Raw genomic sequence first — 15,901 nt, forward strand, 5'->3', positions numbered from 1 at the left:
TCGGCTCGTCGGGGACCGGCTCGTCGGCGGTCGGCTCGTCGGGGCCCGTCACGCGGTCACCACTCGGACGGGGTGCTTGCGGGCGGGCGGCGGTCTCTCCGGGTCGATGGCCAGGGTCACGCGCCCGCCGGTGTCCTCGACGACCGAGAAGCCGCTGAAGCGCAGCGTCACCAGCATCTGCCGGTTGACGTCGGTGGGGACGAACTCGGCGACCGGACGGCGACCCGCGGCCAGGGACTCGGCGACGATGTGGTCGATGAGGACGGCTCCGGCGCCGCGCGACATCACCCGGCAGGACATCAGGAGCAGTTCGAGCACCGTCGCCCCGTCGCGGAGCGCGGTGACCGCGAGGCCGATGGTGCCGTACGAGCCGAAGCGGTCCTCCAGGCTCGCGACGATCACCTCGTGGCCGGGGTCCGCGCACAGCCGCCGCAGCTCCTCCAGGTCGAAGGTGCGCCCCGTGGTGTTGAGCTGGTGCGTGCGCACCGTCAGCTCGTGCGCCCGCGCGAGGTCGGTCTCCGTGGCCCTGCGGACCGTGAGGACCAGGTCGAGGGAGGCGAGGAACTCGGCGGGCGGGCCGCTGTGCCCGGTCTCCGCCTCCTTGCGGCGGCGCTCGGTGCGGTAGAGGCGGCGGCGCTGCGCCGACTCGTCCGTGACGAACTCCGGCGTGAACTCCTCGTACGTGTCCAACTCCGCCACCGCGTCGGCGGCGTAGCAGCGTACGTCGGGCAGTGCCGCGGCCACCTCGGCCCGCTCCACCGCGTCGTTGTCGACGAAGGCGACGGTGTCGATGCCGATGTTCAGCTCCGCCGCGATCCGCTCGACGGCCGCCGACTTGGCGCCCCAGCTCACCTCCAGGACGGTGAACAGGTCGTCGAGGCCCTGCGCGGCCAGATGGCCCGCGGCGATGTGGTGCTCACCGCGGCTGGCGACCGCGTGCAGGATGCCCCGCCGGTCCAGGGTGTGCAGGGCCTTCACCGCTGTCGCGAAGGGGAGCGGCTCGTCGCCTTCGAGGACGACGCCGTCCCACAAGGTGTCGTCGAGGTCCCACACCAGGCACTTCACCTTCTGCTGCTTCTGTTTCCGCTTCCGGGCCGTCATCGCGGGTCTCCCTGTCCTCGTGCGGCTCCCCGAGGCCGCCGCACGGTCTGCCGGTGGCCGTGCGAGCGCAGCAGGTGGTCGGCGATGTGCAGCTCGGACACCTGTGCCGAGCCCTCGATGATCTCCATGATCTTGGCGTCCCGGTAGAACCGGCCCACCGCGCTGTCCGGGGCGCAGCCGGACGCGCCGAGGACCTGCACGGCGCTGCCCGCCACCGAGGACGCCGCGGCGGCCGCCGCGTACTTGGCGGCGACGGTCTCCGCGATGGCGTCGGGGTCGCCCGCGGCCCGCAGCCGCGCGGCCCGCAGGCACAGTTCGCGTGCCGCCCTGCTGTCCACCACCGCGCGGGCGAGCAGCGAGCGCACCTGCTGGTGCTCGGCGAGCGCCACCCCGCCCTGGCTGCGCCGCACGGCGTGCCCGGCGGCCTCGTGCAGACAGGCCTCGGCCATCCCGACGCAGCCCCAGGCGACCGTGAACCGGCCGTGGTCGAGGGCCCCGGCCGCCACGTGCGACAGGCCGAACCCCGGCGGGGCCACCGCGTTCGCCCGCGGCACCCGCACCCGGTCGAACGTCACGTGCGCCAACTGGGCCGCCCGCATGCCGAGCTGGCCCCGCACCGGCTCCCGTACGACACCGGGGCGGTCCCCCTCCACGAGCACCGCGGCCGGGCGGCCGTCCGAGGTGCCGGACACCCCGAGGACCAGGAACACGTCCGCGATCTCGCCGAAGGTGATCCAGCGCTTCCCGCCGGTCACGGTGAGCTCGTCGCCGTGCTCGCCGTGCTCCTCGACGGCCGTGGCGACCGCCGCCAGGTCGCTGCCCGCCTCCGTCTCGGTGGCGGCGAACGCGGCGAGCAGCTCGCCGCGGGCCAGAGCGGGCAGCCACCGCCCGCGCTGCTCGGCGGTGCCCCAGCGCAGCAGTGCCGCCGCCACCATGCTCTGTACGGTGACCAGGCCGCGCAGCGACGAGCAGACGCCGCCCAGCCGGGCGCACAGCTCGCCCAGTTGGGCGGGCGAGGCGCCGAGTCCGCCGTGGGCGTGCGGCAGCTCGGCCGCGAGCAGCCCGGCCCGCGCCACCGCGAGCCTGACCTCGGCGGGCAGCTCGCCACGGGCGTCCCAGGCGGCGGCTTCCTCACGCAGGGATGCGGCGAGGTCCGCGCCCAGGGCGTCCAGGGCGACGGAGGTGTCGGGGGCGCCCGGGGTGCCCCGAGTATCCGGAGTGTCCGGGGTCGTGGCGGGCGGCCGCGCGGTGGTGCTCACGCCGCAGCGCCGCGGTGCGCGGTCTTGGCAAGGACGAAGTCGCGCAGCCTGCCGAGGGTGCGGAAGTTGTCCAGGTCGAGGTCGTCGACCTGGACCTCGATGGCGTACTGCCGCTCGACGAACGTCACCAGTTCCATCGCGAACAGGGAGTTCACGAGGCCGAGCGTGAAGTAGTCGTCGTCGGGCGCGAGTTCCTGGCCGAGGTTCGCGGTCAGGAACTCGCTCAGCTCCTTGGTGACGACCGGCGCGGTGAGCACGTCGGCCTTGTTCGGTGTTCCCATGCGATCTCCCCTACAGATCTACGGCTCTCAGCTCTACGGCTCTACGGCTCTACGGCTCTACGGCTCTACAGGTAGTGGGTCGGGGTGGTGGCGCCCTCGCCCGACTCCACGAGCAGCAGGCTCCAGGCGGCGACCGGGCTCGCGCTCAGGAGCACCGCGCGGCTGCCGTCCCGGAGGCCGCCGCGTTCCTGTTCGGTGCGCAGGTTCAGCAGGACGTCGTTCGGGCCGAGGTGCCCGTACTGCCGGAGGTTGTCGTAGCAGGACGGAGCGATCTTGATGTCGAGGGCCTCCTCGGTGAACCGGAAGGCGCCGACGGACAGGTTGTGGCTGAGGTGGCAGTCGATGTCCTGCGGTCGCAGACCGTTGCGCTCCAGGAGGCCGCGGTACAGGTCGCGCAGGCGGTTGCGGGTCTCCACGGCGAGCCGGAAGGAGTAGCCGGGGATGTCCCGGCACTCCTCGCGCCACTCGGCGGTGGGCCGGTCCCGGTAGTCGACGTGGAAGAGGTCCCAGTAGTCGCCGTTGGTCTCCTGGACGATGTCGAGGATCCGTACGGGCCCGCTGCGGGAGACGATCGCGGCCGCGCCGCCGTCGCCGCTCACGGTCACCGGGTGCCGGTAGCGCAGCGGTGTCGGCGGTTTGCTGCCGTGCGCGACCAGGACGTGGTCCAGGCCCGGGTCGGCGGCGAGCAGTCCGCGGGCGGCGAGCAGCGCCGGCGTCAGGGAGACGCAGCCGAGGCCGCCCACGGAGAACGTCACCGCTCGCCGCGCGCCGAGGAACGCCTGCAACCGGGTGGCCGCCGACGTCATCAGCGTCTCCGGCGCGCGGGCGTCGACGAGCACGATCGCGCCGAGGTCGGCCGCGGTGAGCCCCGCGTCGGCGAGGGCCCGCTGGGCGGCGCGGGCCGCGAGGTCGAACGCCGACAGCGAGTCGTCCGCACGGACCTCGTCGATCCCGAGCTGCGCGCAGCTCTCCCGTTCGGCGTCACCGAGACCCCCGAGCCCCGGCAGCCCGGCGACGCGCAGCACGCCCTCGGGCTGGTGACACGCGACCGCCTTGAGCGCGGTGGGCGTGGCCATTCAGCGGCCTCCGTCGGTGTCCGTGCCGCTGCCGGTGACGCTCTCGGCGTTGGTGGCTTCGGCATGAGTGCCGGTGGCTTCGGCTGCGGGCTCGGTGGCTTCGGCCGCGGGCTCGGTGACTTCGCTCGCGGGCTCGATGGCTTCGGTCGCGGGCTCTGTGGCCGCTCCGGCCGCCCGGCCCGTCGCGTACTCGGCGAACGCCTCGACGAGGTGGTCGGCGAAGGCCTCCATGTCCGCGGTGGCGAACGAACCGCGGTGCACCACGCCCAGTTCGAGCACCCCGGCCCGCACATGCGTCTCGACGACGATCGGGACCTGGCCGAGCATGGAGTCCGGCAGGGTCACCAGGGTCATCGGGCGGGGCCTGATCGAGGCGCCGCCCAGCTTGGTGAGGCCGTCGTTGCCGCTGGCCACGTGCTCGACCAGGACCTGCGGCTCCGGCAGCGCGCGGAGCGCGTCGACCTGCGGGGCGGGCGGGCTGAGATGGCGCAGGACGCCGTACCCGATGCCGTCGTTGGGCACGGACCGCAGCGCCGCGGCGGCGACGGGCAGCGTCTCGGCCGTCCCGGCGCCGGAGGGCACCCGCACGTACGACGGGAACACGTGCGTGAACCAGCCCATCGACTCGGTCCGGTCGCCGTTCCACAGCGCGTTCGGCGCGGAACCCATGCCGACGGTGCTCAGGAAGGCGCCCGGCTCGCCGCGCCACCGCGACCACGCCACGGCGACGGCGGCCAAGGCCGCGTGCTGGCCCGCCGGGCCGTTCTCGGTGAGCTGCGCGCCGACCAGGCTGCCGTCGAGGGTACGGCGCACGAGCCCGGCCGGTGCCCCGTCGGCGCCGTCCTCGGGCACGGGCCGCGCGCCGGCGGCGGCGCCCAGGATGCCCTTCCAGTAGGGGAGTTCGCCCGCGACCTCGTCGGAGGTGGCCATGGCGCGCAGCAGGTGCGTCCACTCCCGCCAGGCGGCCCTGCGCGGCGCGGTCGGGGCCTCGCCCGCGAGGGCTGCGTCGAGGTCCTCCAGCAGCGGGACCAGTGACGTCGAGTCGGAGACGAAGTGGTGGACGACCAGGAGGACGAGGCCCGGCAGGTCGGCGCCCCGGTCGTAGAACCGGGCCCGCAGGACGGGGCCGCGGTCGAGGTCGACGGCGGCGACCAGCTCGTCCAGGTCGCCGGTGAGCCAGGCTTGCAGCGCCTCCTCGTCGAGGGGCGGCAGGACCGTGGCGTCGACGATCCGGGCGCTCTCCCGCTCCACGCAGTCGATGCGCCAGCCGAGGCTGTTCTGCCGGAACCGGTAGCGCAGCGGCTCCTGGAGCTCGACGAGGCGCTCGAACGCCGCCCGGACCGCGTCCGCGCGGATGCCGGGCGCCGTCTCCAGGATCAGCGGGGTGACGAAGTCCTTCGCGCCGTCCGGCGATCCGGTGAGCAGGGCGTGCACCAGCGGGGCGGGCGGGACGGGCTCGCCGGGAACCGTCGCCGACACGGTCGCCGGGGCGGTCGCGGGTGCGGTGCCGGGCGTCGCCGCCCCGGCGATGGGCGCGGGCCGCCGCACGGTGCCCGCCGACCCGGCGGTCCCGGCTGCCCCGGCTACCCCGGAGGCCCCGGAGGCCCCGGTGGCTCCCGCGGCTGCCGCAGCTCCCGCAGCCAGGAGGGCGAGTTCGCGCAGCGTCGGGTGGCTCAGCACGTCGTGCGGAGTGAGGGGCAGCCCGGCGCGGGTGGCGCGGGAGGCGATGCCCACGCTCAGGAGCGAGTCGCCGCCGATCCGGAAGAAGTTGTCGCCCGGTGCCACCCGGTCCACGCCGAGGAGTTCGGCCCAGATGCCGCCGAGGACGCGCTCGGCCTCGCGCCCGGCGTCGTCGACCACGGCCGCCGACGTCACGGCGGTCGTGACCGCCGCCATCTCCGCCGCCCCCGCCGCCGTCTCCCCCACCGCCACCGTCGCCGTCCCCGCCATCCCCGTAGCCCCCGTAGCCCGCGTAGCCCCCGTAGTCCCCACCATCTCCACCGTCTCCGCAGTCGTCGCGTGCTTCGTGTCGCGGTCGAGCATCTCCCTCTTCCTCATCCGCTTGCGGTCGAGCTTCCCGTTGCTCGTCCTGGGCAGGTCGTCGTGGTGCCGTACACGGCCGGGGACCATGTGGTCCGGCAGCTCCCGGGCCGCCCACGCGGTCAGCTCGGCCTCGGCGGGCGCGTCCGCGCCCGCGACGTGGGCCACGAGGAGCGGTGCCCCGGACGGCTGCCGCTCGGCGAGGACGAGGGCCTCACGGACGCCCGGGTGTGCCATCAGGACCCGCTCGATCTCGGCCGGTTCCACCCGGTGGCCGCGGAGTTCGAGCTGGTCGTCGGTGCGCCCCCGGAAGTCGATGGTGCCGTCGGCGCGGACGGCGGCCAGGTCGCCGGTGCGGTACATCCGGGCCCCCGGCTCGTCCGCGTACGGGTCGGCGACGAACCGCGACGCGGTCAGGCCCGGCCTGCCGTGGTAGCCGCGGCCCGTCGCCGTCCCGCCGAGGTACACCTCGCCCTCCTCGCCGCGCGGCACCGGCCGTCCCGCGGCGTCGAGGAGGTACACGCGGACGTTGGGGAAGGGCCGCCCGATGTCCGGCAGCCGGTCCGTCCCGGCGCCCCCGGCCACGGCCACCCGGCCCCCGGTGACGCAGACCGCGCACTCCGTGGGCCCGTATGCGTTGAGCAGCGCGAACGGCGTCCGGCGCAAGGGCCTGACCCGGAGCAGATCGCCGCCGGTGAGGAGGAACCGCAGGGCGAGCCCCGGCACCTCGGGGAGGTCGGTGAGCAGCGTCTCGGCGAGCAGCGTCGGGAGCCCGGCCACGGTGACGCGGTGCTCGGCGAGCGCGCCGAGGAGCGCCTCGGGGGTCTGGAGGAGGTCCTGCACGAAGCAGAGCGTCGCCCCGTGCAGGAGCGCCGACATGACTTCGAGCAGCGCCAGGTCGAAGCCGGGGGCGGCCATCTGGGCGATCCGGTCCGCGGTCGTGAGGCCCGCTTCCTCGCCGAACCAGTGCAGCAGGTTGAGCAGGCTCCTGTGCTCGACCTCGCAGCCGTGCGGGTGTCCGGTGGAGCCCGAGGTGTGCGTGACATAGGCGAGGTCGCGGGCGCGGGCCCGCTGCGGGGGCGGGGTGTCGCCGTACGCGGCCCCGTCGGCCCCGGCGGCCCCGGCGGCCCCGCCGTCGCTCCCGCCACCGGCACCGGCGACCGCGTCGGCGATCCGGACGACCGGGACGTCCGGGTCCGCGCCCGCCATGCCGGCCGTCATGCCCTCGCCGAGGACGAGGACGGCCGCGGTGATCCCGGACACGATGCTGTGCAGTCGCCCCGCGGGGAGGGCCGGGTCGAGCGTGGCGACGGCGCCGCCCGCCTTCAGGACGCCGAGCCAGCCGACGACGAGTTCGGCGCCGCGGGCCGCGAGCACCGGTACGGCCCTGTCGGGGCCGACGCCGTGCGCGAGGAGCCGGTGCGCGAGGCGGTTCGCGCGCCGGTCGAGCTCCGCGAAGGTGTGCTCGCCCGCCGCGTCGACGACGGCGACCTCGTCGGGGCGCCGTGCCGCGTGCTCCTGGAAGACCTCGGTGACCAGGCGGTTCTCCCCGGCCCACGTGCGCCGCTCACCGACCAGGAGGGAGGGGGCAGAGGGGTCAGAGGGGCCGGTCGAGCCGGAGGAGCCGCTCGGCGCCGGGGCCGTGCCGAGTTCCGCGAGGGGCCGGTCCGGTGTGCTCGTCGCGGCGGCGGCGATCTCCTGGAAGAGGTCGACGAGCCGGCGCGCGGTGGCCTCCTCGAACAGGTCGACCGCGTACTCCAGATAGCCGGTCATCGGGCCGCCGTCCTGGTCGTACAGGCCGAAGGTGAGGTCGAACTTGGAGGTGCCGGGGGCGACACCGGACACCCCGGAGAGGTCGTCGCCGACGCTCTCGGGGGTGAGGCCCGCGAGGTCGAGGGAGGCCGACACGGTGTTCTGGTGGGTGTAGCAGACCGTGAACACCGGGTGCCGTGACGGGTCGCGGTGGTCCGTGTCGGCGACGATCTTCGCGAAGGGGATCTCCTCGTGGTCGAGGACCCCGGTGGCGGTGGCCGCGCACCGGGCCACCAGGTCCCGGAAGCCGAGGCCCGGATCGACCTTCGTACGGAACGGCAGGAGATTGTTGAAGTAGCCGATCAGGCCGTGGGTCGCGGGGTTGAACCGGCCGGTGGTCGCCGCGCCCACGACGACGTCCGACTGTCCGGCCCACAGGTGCAGGACCGCGTCGACCACGGCGAGCATGGTGACGAAGCTGGTCGTGCTCTCGCCGACGCTGAACTGCCTGATGCGGTCGGAGAGGTCCTGGTCGAGGGCGAACTTCACATAGGCGCCGCGGTAGGACTGCGCCGCGGGGCGCGGATGGTCGGTCGGCAGCTCCGGGGCCGTGAGGCCGCTCAGCTGTCCGCGCCAGTAGGCGAGGCCGCGCTCGATCCGTCCGGCGTCCAGCCACTCGCGCTGCCAGGCCGCGAAGTCCGCGTACTGCACGGGCAGTTCGGGCAGCTCCGCGGTGCGGCCCGTGCGGCGGGCGGTGTAGCAGGCGGAGAGCTCGCCGTAGAACACGGCCGGGGCCCAGCCGTCGAAGACGATGTGGTGCCAGGTGTGCAGGACGACGTGGTCCCGCGCGCCGGTCCGCACGACGACGGTGCGGAACAGCGGGCCGCTGCCCAGGTCGAAGGGCTCCGTGGCCTCCGCGGTCATGACCCGGGAGAGCTCCGCGGCGCGTGCGGCGTCCGGCAGGGCCGCGAGGTCGAGGAAGGTGAACCGGGGCTCGGTCACGTCGGCGAGGGCGTAGGGCCTGCCGTCGTTGTCCAGGATGCGGGTGCGCAGCACCTCGTGCCGGTCCACGACGTCGCGCAGCGCGCCGCGGAACGCGGCGAGGTCGAAGTCGCCGACGTAGCGCGTGTTGGTGGGGATGTTGTAGAGCGGGGTGCCCGGCTGCAGCCGGTCCAGGTACCAGAGCTGCTCCTGGTTGAAGGAGAGCGGCAGCCGCCCCGGGCGGGTGACCGGCGTGATCGTCCAGTCGTCCTGTTCCCGGCCGGTCGAGCGCAGCGCGTCGATCCGGGCGGCGAGATCCCTGAGCACGGGGTACTGGTGCAGGTCGGCGAAGGTGAGGTGCACGCCGAAGTGGGTCTCGGCCTCGCGCAGCACGGTGATGCCGGCGATCGACGTGCCCCCCAGCATGAAGTAGTTGGCGTCGGGCCCGACCTCGTCGGCCTTCAGGACCCGCTCCCAGATGTCCGCGAGGCGCTTCTCGGTGTCGCCCGGTCCGCCCGCCGTCCCCGGCGCGCTCGCGGCGCGCCCGGCCACCGTGCCGGCGGACACCCCGGCCGCCGCGGTGAGCAGCGGCGCGCCCGGCGGCCTGCACCAGCAGGACACCTCGTCGGCGTCGAAGGGGTAGGTGGGCAGCTCGACGCGGCGCGGGCGCCGCTCGGCGTAGTAGCGGCTCCAGTCGATGTCGACGCCGTACGAGTAGAGCGCGCCCAGCGCGCCGAGCACGCCCTCGCGCGAGGGGTCGGCGAAGAGGCGTACGAGGGGCAGTTCGGGGGCGACGCGGGAGATCTCCCGGGCCAGGGTGCCGTCGGCGCCCATCTCCACCAGGACGGCGCCCTCGTCGGCGAGGCTGCGCACCGCACGGCGCAGCCCGGCCTCGTCGACCTGCCCGGTCAGCGGGGCCGTCGCCGCGGCCCGGCGGGACGCGTCGGCCGTCGCCGGGTTCTGGATGCCGCGTACGACGAGATTGCCGATGCCGGAGCCGACGAGCCGGGCCTCGGTCAGGCCGAGGGAGCGCGCGAGGCGGTACGCCGCGTGCTGCCGGGCGAGGAGGCGGGCACCGGGGGAGGCGTCGGCGGCGGCGTGCTCGGGGGCGGGGGCGGTGAGCCGGGGGAAGGCCTCGCCCAGTGCCGTCCAGGTGTCGTCGCCCAGGTCGGCGTCGCCGGAGAACAGCAGGACCAGCGGTGCGGCGGCGGCCGGGGCGCGCTCGCCGGGGCGGGCGGCGCGCAGCAGGTCCGCGAGGTCCCGGGTGTCGCGCGCGGTGCCCGCCCAGCGGTGCGGGTGGTCGTCGCGGCCGCGGTTCAGGGCGTGCGCGACCTGCGCGAGGGGGTGCCCGGTCCGGTCGAGGAAGGCGGCGACGCGCTCGGCGTACACGGCCAGTGCCTTCGGGGACTTCGCGGACAGGGTGACCAGTTCGGCGGCCGGTGCCGCGGCCTCCGCGGCACCCGGGGCCTCCGGGGCCCCCGGTTCCTGCACGGCCGGGGCGGGCGGCTCCTCGACGACGGCGTGCACATTGGTGCCCGTCAGGCCGAACGAGCTGACGCCCGCGCGCCGCGTGCCGCCCTCGGTGCGCGGCCACGGCGTGGCGTCGACGTCGACGCGGACGGGTCCGGTGAAGTCGATGAGCGGGTTGGGCGTCTCGAAGTTGGGGTTGGGGTACCGCGTGCCGTGGCGGAGCCCGGCGAGGACCTTGAAGAGGCCCGCGACACCGGCGGCGTGGTTGAGGTGCCCGATGTTGCCCTTGATGCCGCTGATCCCGGTCGGGGCACCGGACCCGGCCCCACCGCTTCCGGTCCCACCGTTCCCGGCACCGCCGTCCCCGGACGCGTCGCTCCCGGACGCGTCGGCGCCCACGACTGCGCCCACGTCGGCGCCCGCGTCCGCGCCCACGTCGGCGAAGGCCTGCCGCAGCCCCTCGGCCTCGATGACGTCGCCGAGCCGGGTGCCCGAGCCGTGGCACTCGATGTGGTCGAGCCGGGGCGTACCCGCCTGCCGCCAGGCCTCGACGATCACTTCGGCCTGGCCGCGGGCGCTGGGCGCGCTCATGCTGGTGGCGCGGAACCCGTTGTGGTTCAGGGCGATGCCCGTCAGGACCCCGTGGACGTGGTCCCCGTCGGCGAGCGCGTCGGACAGCCGCTTGAGGACGACGAGGCCGCCGCCCTCGCCGCCGGTGGAGCCGTCCGCGCGGGCGTCGAAGGGACGGCAGACGCCGTCGGGGGACTCCAGGCCGAGCATCGGCACCCGGTCCCGCTCGGGGATCATGACCGGGTAGAGGCTGAGGCCGCCCGCGAGCGCCAGGTCGGCCTGCCCGTTGCGCAGGTTCTCCACGGCCACGGCGATCGCCGTGAGGCTGCTGCTGCACGCGGTGTCCACGACGAGCGAGGGCCCGGCGAGGTCGAGGAGATAGGCGATGCGCGCGGCCACCGCGGACGGGTGCGCGCCGAGGAGCTGCTGCGGGTCGTCCCCCGTGTACAGGCTCGCGTAGTGCGGTTCGGGCGTGCTCAGGACGACGGCGGTACGGGAGCCCTTCAGCGCGCCGGGTGCGTAGCAGGCGTTCTCGAAGGCCCGGTGGGCGAGTTGCGCGGCCATGCGCTGGTGCGGGTCCATCAGCTCGGCCTCGCGCAGCGACAGGCCGAAGAACCGGTGGTCGAACAGGTCGATCCGGCTCAGGTAGCCCATCCTGAGGTAGTCGACGTCCGCGGGCGCCCCGGCGTAGTGCACCCGGTCCTTGCCGGGCTCGCGGATGCTGCTCCGCCCGTCGAGCAGGTTCTCGTGCAGGGTGTCCAGGTCGTCGGCGTCGGGCAGGGCCAGGGCCACCCCGATGATCGCCACGGCCTCCGGGCCGGGATGGCTCGGGTGTGTCATAGCTCGAACCCCATTTCGTCAGTGGTGTCTGCGGCGGTCGCGTCGTCGACCAGACGGGCCATCGCCTCGACCGTGGTGTGCTCGAAGAGCGCGCTGAGCGGGAGCTTGTGTCCGCCCAGTTCGGTCAGGCGGCCGCTCAGCGCGAGGAGGGAGAGCGAGGTGCCGCCGGCCTCGAAGAACTTCTCGTGCACGCCGATGCCGTCCCGGTCGAGCAGCTCCGCCCAGATCGCGGCGACCGCGCGTTCGGTGGGAGTGCGCGGGGCCGCCCCGGCGGTGCCGGTGCGGGCCGCCGGGCCGCGCGGGTCCGGCAGGGCACGGCGGTCGACCTTGCCGTTCCTGGTCAGCGGCAGGTCGTCGAGCCCTACGAAGACGGAGGGCACCAGGTACGGCGGGAGGCGCCGCGCCAGGTGGGCGCGCAGGCTCCCGGACACGTCGGCGGAGAGGATCTCCCCGGCAGGGGGCGCTTCCCTGGCAGGCGCTTCCCCGGCAGGCGCTTCCCCGGCAGAGGGCACCTCCCCGGCAGAGGGCACTTCCCCGGCACGGGACGCTTCCCCGACACGGGACGCTTCCCCGGCATCGCGGGCTCCCCCGCCACCGGCCGCCGCAGAGCCCCCGGCCACCGCCACCGGTACCACGTACGCCACCAGTTGGCGCCCCCCGGTCCCGCCCGGACTCTCCCGGGCGACCACGGCCGCCCGTGCCACGCCGGGATGCGTCGCCAGGGCCGCCTCCACCTCGGCGGGTTCCACCCGGTGCCCGCGGATCTTCACCTGGTCGTCGGCGCGTGCCTTGAACACGAGGTCGCCGTCCTTCGTCCACACCACCACGTCCCCCGTCCGGTACATCCGTTCCCCGGGCCCGCCGAACGGGCAGGCCACGAACCGTTCAGCGGTGAGCTCGGGCCGGTGCGCGTAGCCGCGCGCCAGGCCGGGGCCCGCGAGGTACAGCTCGCCCGCCACGCCCCTCGGCACCGGCCGCAACCGGTCGTCGAGTACGTACACGCGCGTGTTGTCCATGGGCCGCCCCACCGGCACCTCCTCGCCGATCGCGGTGGCGTCGGCGATGCGGTGCGTGGTGGCGAAGACGGTCGCCTCGGTCGGCCCGTACGCGTTGACCACCGTGGTGCCGGGACAGGCCCGCAGTACCCGCGCCACCGCGTCCGCGGGCACCAGCTCACCGCCGGTCAGCGCCTCCCGCACACCGGCGAAGCTCTCCGGGCGGGCGTCGGCGAGCACGGCGAAGAGCCCCGCCGACATGCACAGCGCGGTCACGCGCTGCTCGGCCACGACGGCGGCGAGCGCGTCGACGTCGAGGGCGCCGGGCGGCGCCACCACGATCCGGCCGCCGTTCAGGAGCGGCACCCACAGCTCGTAGCCGGAGATGTCGAACGTCGGCGCCGAGTGCAGCAGGACCCGGTCATGGGCGCCGCCGGACCAGCTCCGGTCCGCGGCGAGACCGACGACGGCCCGGTGGCTCACCCCCGCGCCCTTGGGCAGGCCCGTCGATCCTGAGGTGTAGATGACGTACGCGAGCTGATCGGGCCGCGCTGCGGCAGGCACCGCGCCGGTGGCCTCCTCCGCGTCCCAGCCCGGTTCGTCGACGAGGTCCCCGCCCTGTTCGTCGACGAGCAGCCGCGGGCAGCCGCCCGCGGGCAGGCCGGCCGCGACCTCCGACGCCGTGACGAGCAGCGCGGGACGCGCGTCGCGCAGCAGGAACTCCAGGCGTTCGGCCGGGTGGTCGTGGGCCAGCGGCACATACACGCCGCCCGCCTTCAGGACGGCGAGGACGGCCACGACGTACGCGGGCGACCTCGGTACGGCCACGGCGACGGGCGACTCCGGGCGCACCCCGTGTCGCACGAGGCGCCGGGCGAGCCGGTCGGCGCGGGCGTCGAGGTCCCGGTAGGTCAGTGTCTCCGCGCCGCTCACCACCGCGACGGCGTCGGGCGTCGCGGCGACCCGTCGCGCGAACAGCTCGGGCACCGTCAGGTCCGGTGCGGGCACAGCCGTGTCGTTGACGTCGCGGAGCAGCCGTTCCCGCTCGGCGGGCAGCAGGGCGTCCACGCCGTCGATACGGGCCGCCGGGCCTGCCGCCAACTCCCCCACCAGGCGTACGAATCGCTCCGCGAACTCCTCCGCGGTGTCGCGGTCGAACAGGTCGGTGGCGTACTCGACGAGCCCGGTGAGCCCCTGCCCGCCCCGCCGCGCCGGCTCCCCGGCCTGGAGGAGCAGGTCGAACTTGGCGGTGCCGGTGACGACGGGCTCGGGCACGGCCTCGACGCCGGGCAGTTCGAGGCCGTCGGCGGCACCCTGTTGCCAGGAGAACGCGACCTGGAACAGCGGGTGGTGGGCGGCGGACCGCTCCGGGTTCAGGGTCTCCACGAGCCGCTCGAACGGCACGTCCTGATGGTCGTAGGCCGCCAGCGCCTTGCCCCGCACCTGCCGCACCACCTGCGCGAACGACGGATTGCCCGACAGGTCCGCACGCAGCACCCACGTGTTGACGAAGAACCCGACCAGGTCCGCGAGGCCCTCGTCCGTGCGCCCCGCGATGGAGGACCCGACCGCCACGTCGTCACCGCCACCCATGAGCCGCAGCAGCACGACCAGGGCGGACTGGAGCACCATCGGCACCGTGGCGCCCTGGGCCCGCGCCATCTCCTCGACGGCGGCGAGGAGCCCGGGCTCGATGACGAACTCGACGGTGTCCCCGCGATGCCCGGCCACCGGCGGCCGCGGCCGGTCAAGGGGCAGCCGCAACGGCTGCGGGACACCCGCCAACTCATCCCGCCAGTACGCCAACTGCCCCGCGAGCACACTGCCCGGATCGGCCTCGTCCCCGAGCAGCTCCCGCTGCCACAGCGCATAATCCGCGTACTGCACCGCGAGCGGCTCCCACGAAGGCGGGGCGCCGTGCGTCCGGGCGGCATAGGCGGTGCTCAGGTCGCGGGCCAGCGGCCCCATGGACTCGCCGTCGGCGGCGATGTGGTGCATCAGGAGGACCAGTACGTGCTCGTCCGGGGCGCACCGCAGCAGACACGCCCGCACGGGTATCTCCACCGACAGGTCGAAGCGGCGGGCGACCTCCCGGGACACCTCGGCGGTCACCGCGTCCGGCGCCACGTCCCGCACCGGTACGTCCAGGGCGACGTCCCGCGCGGGCACCACGACCTGCGCGACGACGCCCGTGGCGTCCGGTACGAACAGCGTCCGCAGACTCTCGTGCCGCCCCACCACGTCCCGCACCGCCGCCGCGAGGGCGCCCGTGTCCAGGGCACCGCCGAGGCGTACGGCGAACGGGAGGTGGTAGGTCGGCAGCGGCTCCAGCTCGTCGAGGAACTTCAGGCGCTGCTGCGCGAAGGACAGCGGGACCCGCTCCGGCCGCGCCCCGGCCGCCCGCAGCACCGGGCGTGCCGAGCGGGCCTGCGCCCCCAACCGCTCCGCGAGCCCCGCCACCGTCACCGCCTCGAACACCACCCGTACCGGAACCTCCACCCCCAACTCCGCACGCACCCGGTTCACCAGACGCGTCGCCAGCAGCGAATGCCCGCCCAGGTCGAAGAAGCTGTCGTCGATCCCGACCTCCTCGACGCCCAGGACGGCCGCGAACAGATCGGCGAGACGGGCCTCCTGAGGGGTGCGGGGGCCGCGGACGGGCGTGTTGGTGGTGCGGTCGGGGGCGGGCAGGGCCTTGTGGTCGAGCTTGCCGTTCGGTGAGAGCGGCAGCCTCGGCAGGGCGACGAACGCAGTGGGGATCATGTACTCGGGCAGCTGCGCGGCCAGGTGGGCGCGCAGCCGCGCGGGTTCGGGGCAGGGGTGGCCGTCGGCGGGGACGACATAGGCGGCCAGGTAGGGGGTGGTGGCGTCGTCGCTCCTGGTGAGGACGGCGGCTTGGGTGAGGTGGGGGTGGGTGGTGAGGGCGGTCTCGATCTCGGCGGGTTCGATGCGGTAGCCGCGGATCTTGGTCTGGGTGTCGGTGCGGCCGAGGTAGTGGAGGTGTCCTTCGGGGGTGAGGCGGGCCAGGTCGCCGGTGCGGTACATGCGGGCGCCGGGGGGTCCGTAGGGGTCGGGGAGAAAGCGGGTGACGGTGGTGGCGGGCTGGTGGTGGTAGCCGCGGCCGACGCCGGTTCCGGCGAGGTAGAGCTCGCCGGCGGTGCCGGGGGGCAGGGGGGTGAGGCCGGGGCTGAGGATGTGGGCGCGCAGGCCCGGCAGGGGGTGTCCGATGGGGACGCCGGTGGGGTAGGGCTGGTGGGGGTCGAGTCGGTGGGCGGTGGCGTAGAAGGTCTCGCTGGGGCCGTAGCCGTTGACGATGCGGGCGTCGGGCCAGTGGGAGCGGATCTTGTCGACCAGGGCCGGGGGCAGTGCTTCGCCGGCGAAGACCAGGGCGGTGGGGTGGAGGCGGTCGCCGAGGTGGTCGACGAGTTCGGCGAAGGCGGAGGGGACGGTGCTGATGACGTCCACGTCCCAGTGGTCGCGCTCGGCGAGCGCCAGCACGTCCCGGACCACTTCCAGGGTCGCGCCGGTGGTGAGGG

6 protein-coding genes are annotated in these 15,901 nt (G+C 74.9%); all 6 read right to left on the bottom strand.

What is annotated here, in order from left to right; genetic code table 11:
• Positions 1–48 precede the first annotated feature (48 nt).
• Positions 49–1,101, bottom strand: coding sequence for an HAD-IIIC family phosphatase (locus GPA10_RS17230; protein WP_157166263.1), 1,053 nt, complete (start codon positions 1,099–1,101; stop codon positions 49–51).
• Positions 1,098–2,360 (bottom strand): acyl-CoA dehydrogenase family protein, encoded by a 1,263-nt coding sequence (locus tag GPA10_RS17235; protein WP_343040993.1) that lies wholly within the window; start codon positions 2,358–2,360, stop codon positions 1,098–1,100. The genes GPA10_RS17230 and GPA10_RS17235 overlap by 4 nt, the downstream gene beginning before the upstream one ends.
• Positions 2,357–2,641: an acyl carrier protein gene (locus tag GPA10_RS17240; RefSeq protein ID WP_157166264.1), complete on the bottom strand. Its 285-nt coding sequence runs from the start codon at positions 2,639–2,641 to the stop codon at positions 2,357–2,359. The genes GPA10_RS17235 and GPA10_RS17240 overlap by 4 nt, the downstream gene beginning before the upstream one ends.
• A gap of 65 nt (positions 2,642–2,706) precedes the next feature.
• Positions 2,707–3,717 (bottom strand): 3-oxoacyl-[acyl-carrier-protein] synthase III C-terminal domain-containing protein, encoded by a 1,011-nt coding sequence (locus GPA10_RS17245; RefSeq protein WP_157166265.1) that lies wholly within the window; start codon positions 3,715–3,717, stop codon positions 2,707–2,709.
• Positions 3,718–11,370 carry a non-ribosomal peptide synthetase gene (locus GPA10_RS17250; RefSeq protein ID WP_157166266.1) on the bottom strand — a complete coding sequence of 2,551 codons (7,653 nt, stop codon included), beginning with the start codon at positions 11,368–11,370 and terminating at the stop codon, positions 3,718–3,720.
• On the bottom strand, positions 11,367–15,901 hold a 4,535-nt coding region (locus tag GPA10_RS17255), incomplete at its 5' end, for a non-ribosomal peptide synthetase (RefSeq protein WP_157166267.1). The genes GPA10_RS17250 and GPA10_RS17255, both read right to left, overlap by 4 nt.

Source organism: Streptomyces typhae (genome assembly GCF_009755605.1).
GTDB lineage: Bacteria > Actinomycetota > Actinomycetes > Streptomycetales > Streptomycetaceae > Streptomyces > Streptomyces typhae.

What these genes read in the sequence shown, in the direction of transcription:
- GPA10_RS17230 (WP_157166263.1), bottom strand. Translation starts at nt 1,101, where the DNA reads ATGACGGCCCGGAAGCGGAAACAGAAGCAGCAGAAGGTGAAGTGCCTG.
- GPA10_RS17240 (WP_157166264.1), bottom strand. Translation starts at nt 2,641, where the DNA reads ATGGGAACACCGAACAAGGCCGACGTGCTCACCGCGCCGGTCGTCACC.
- GPA10_RS17245 (WP_157166265.1), bottom strand. Translation starts at nt 3,717, where the DNA reads ATGGCCACGCCCACCGCGCTCAAGGCGGTCGCGTGTCACCAGCCCGAG.
- GPA10_RS17250 (WP_157166266.1), bottom strand. Translation starts at nt 11,370, where the DNA reads ATGACACACCCGAGCCATCCCGGCCCGGAGGCCGTGGCGATCATCGGG.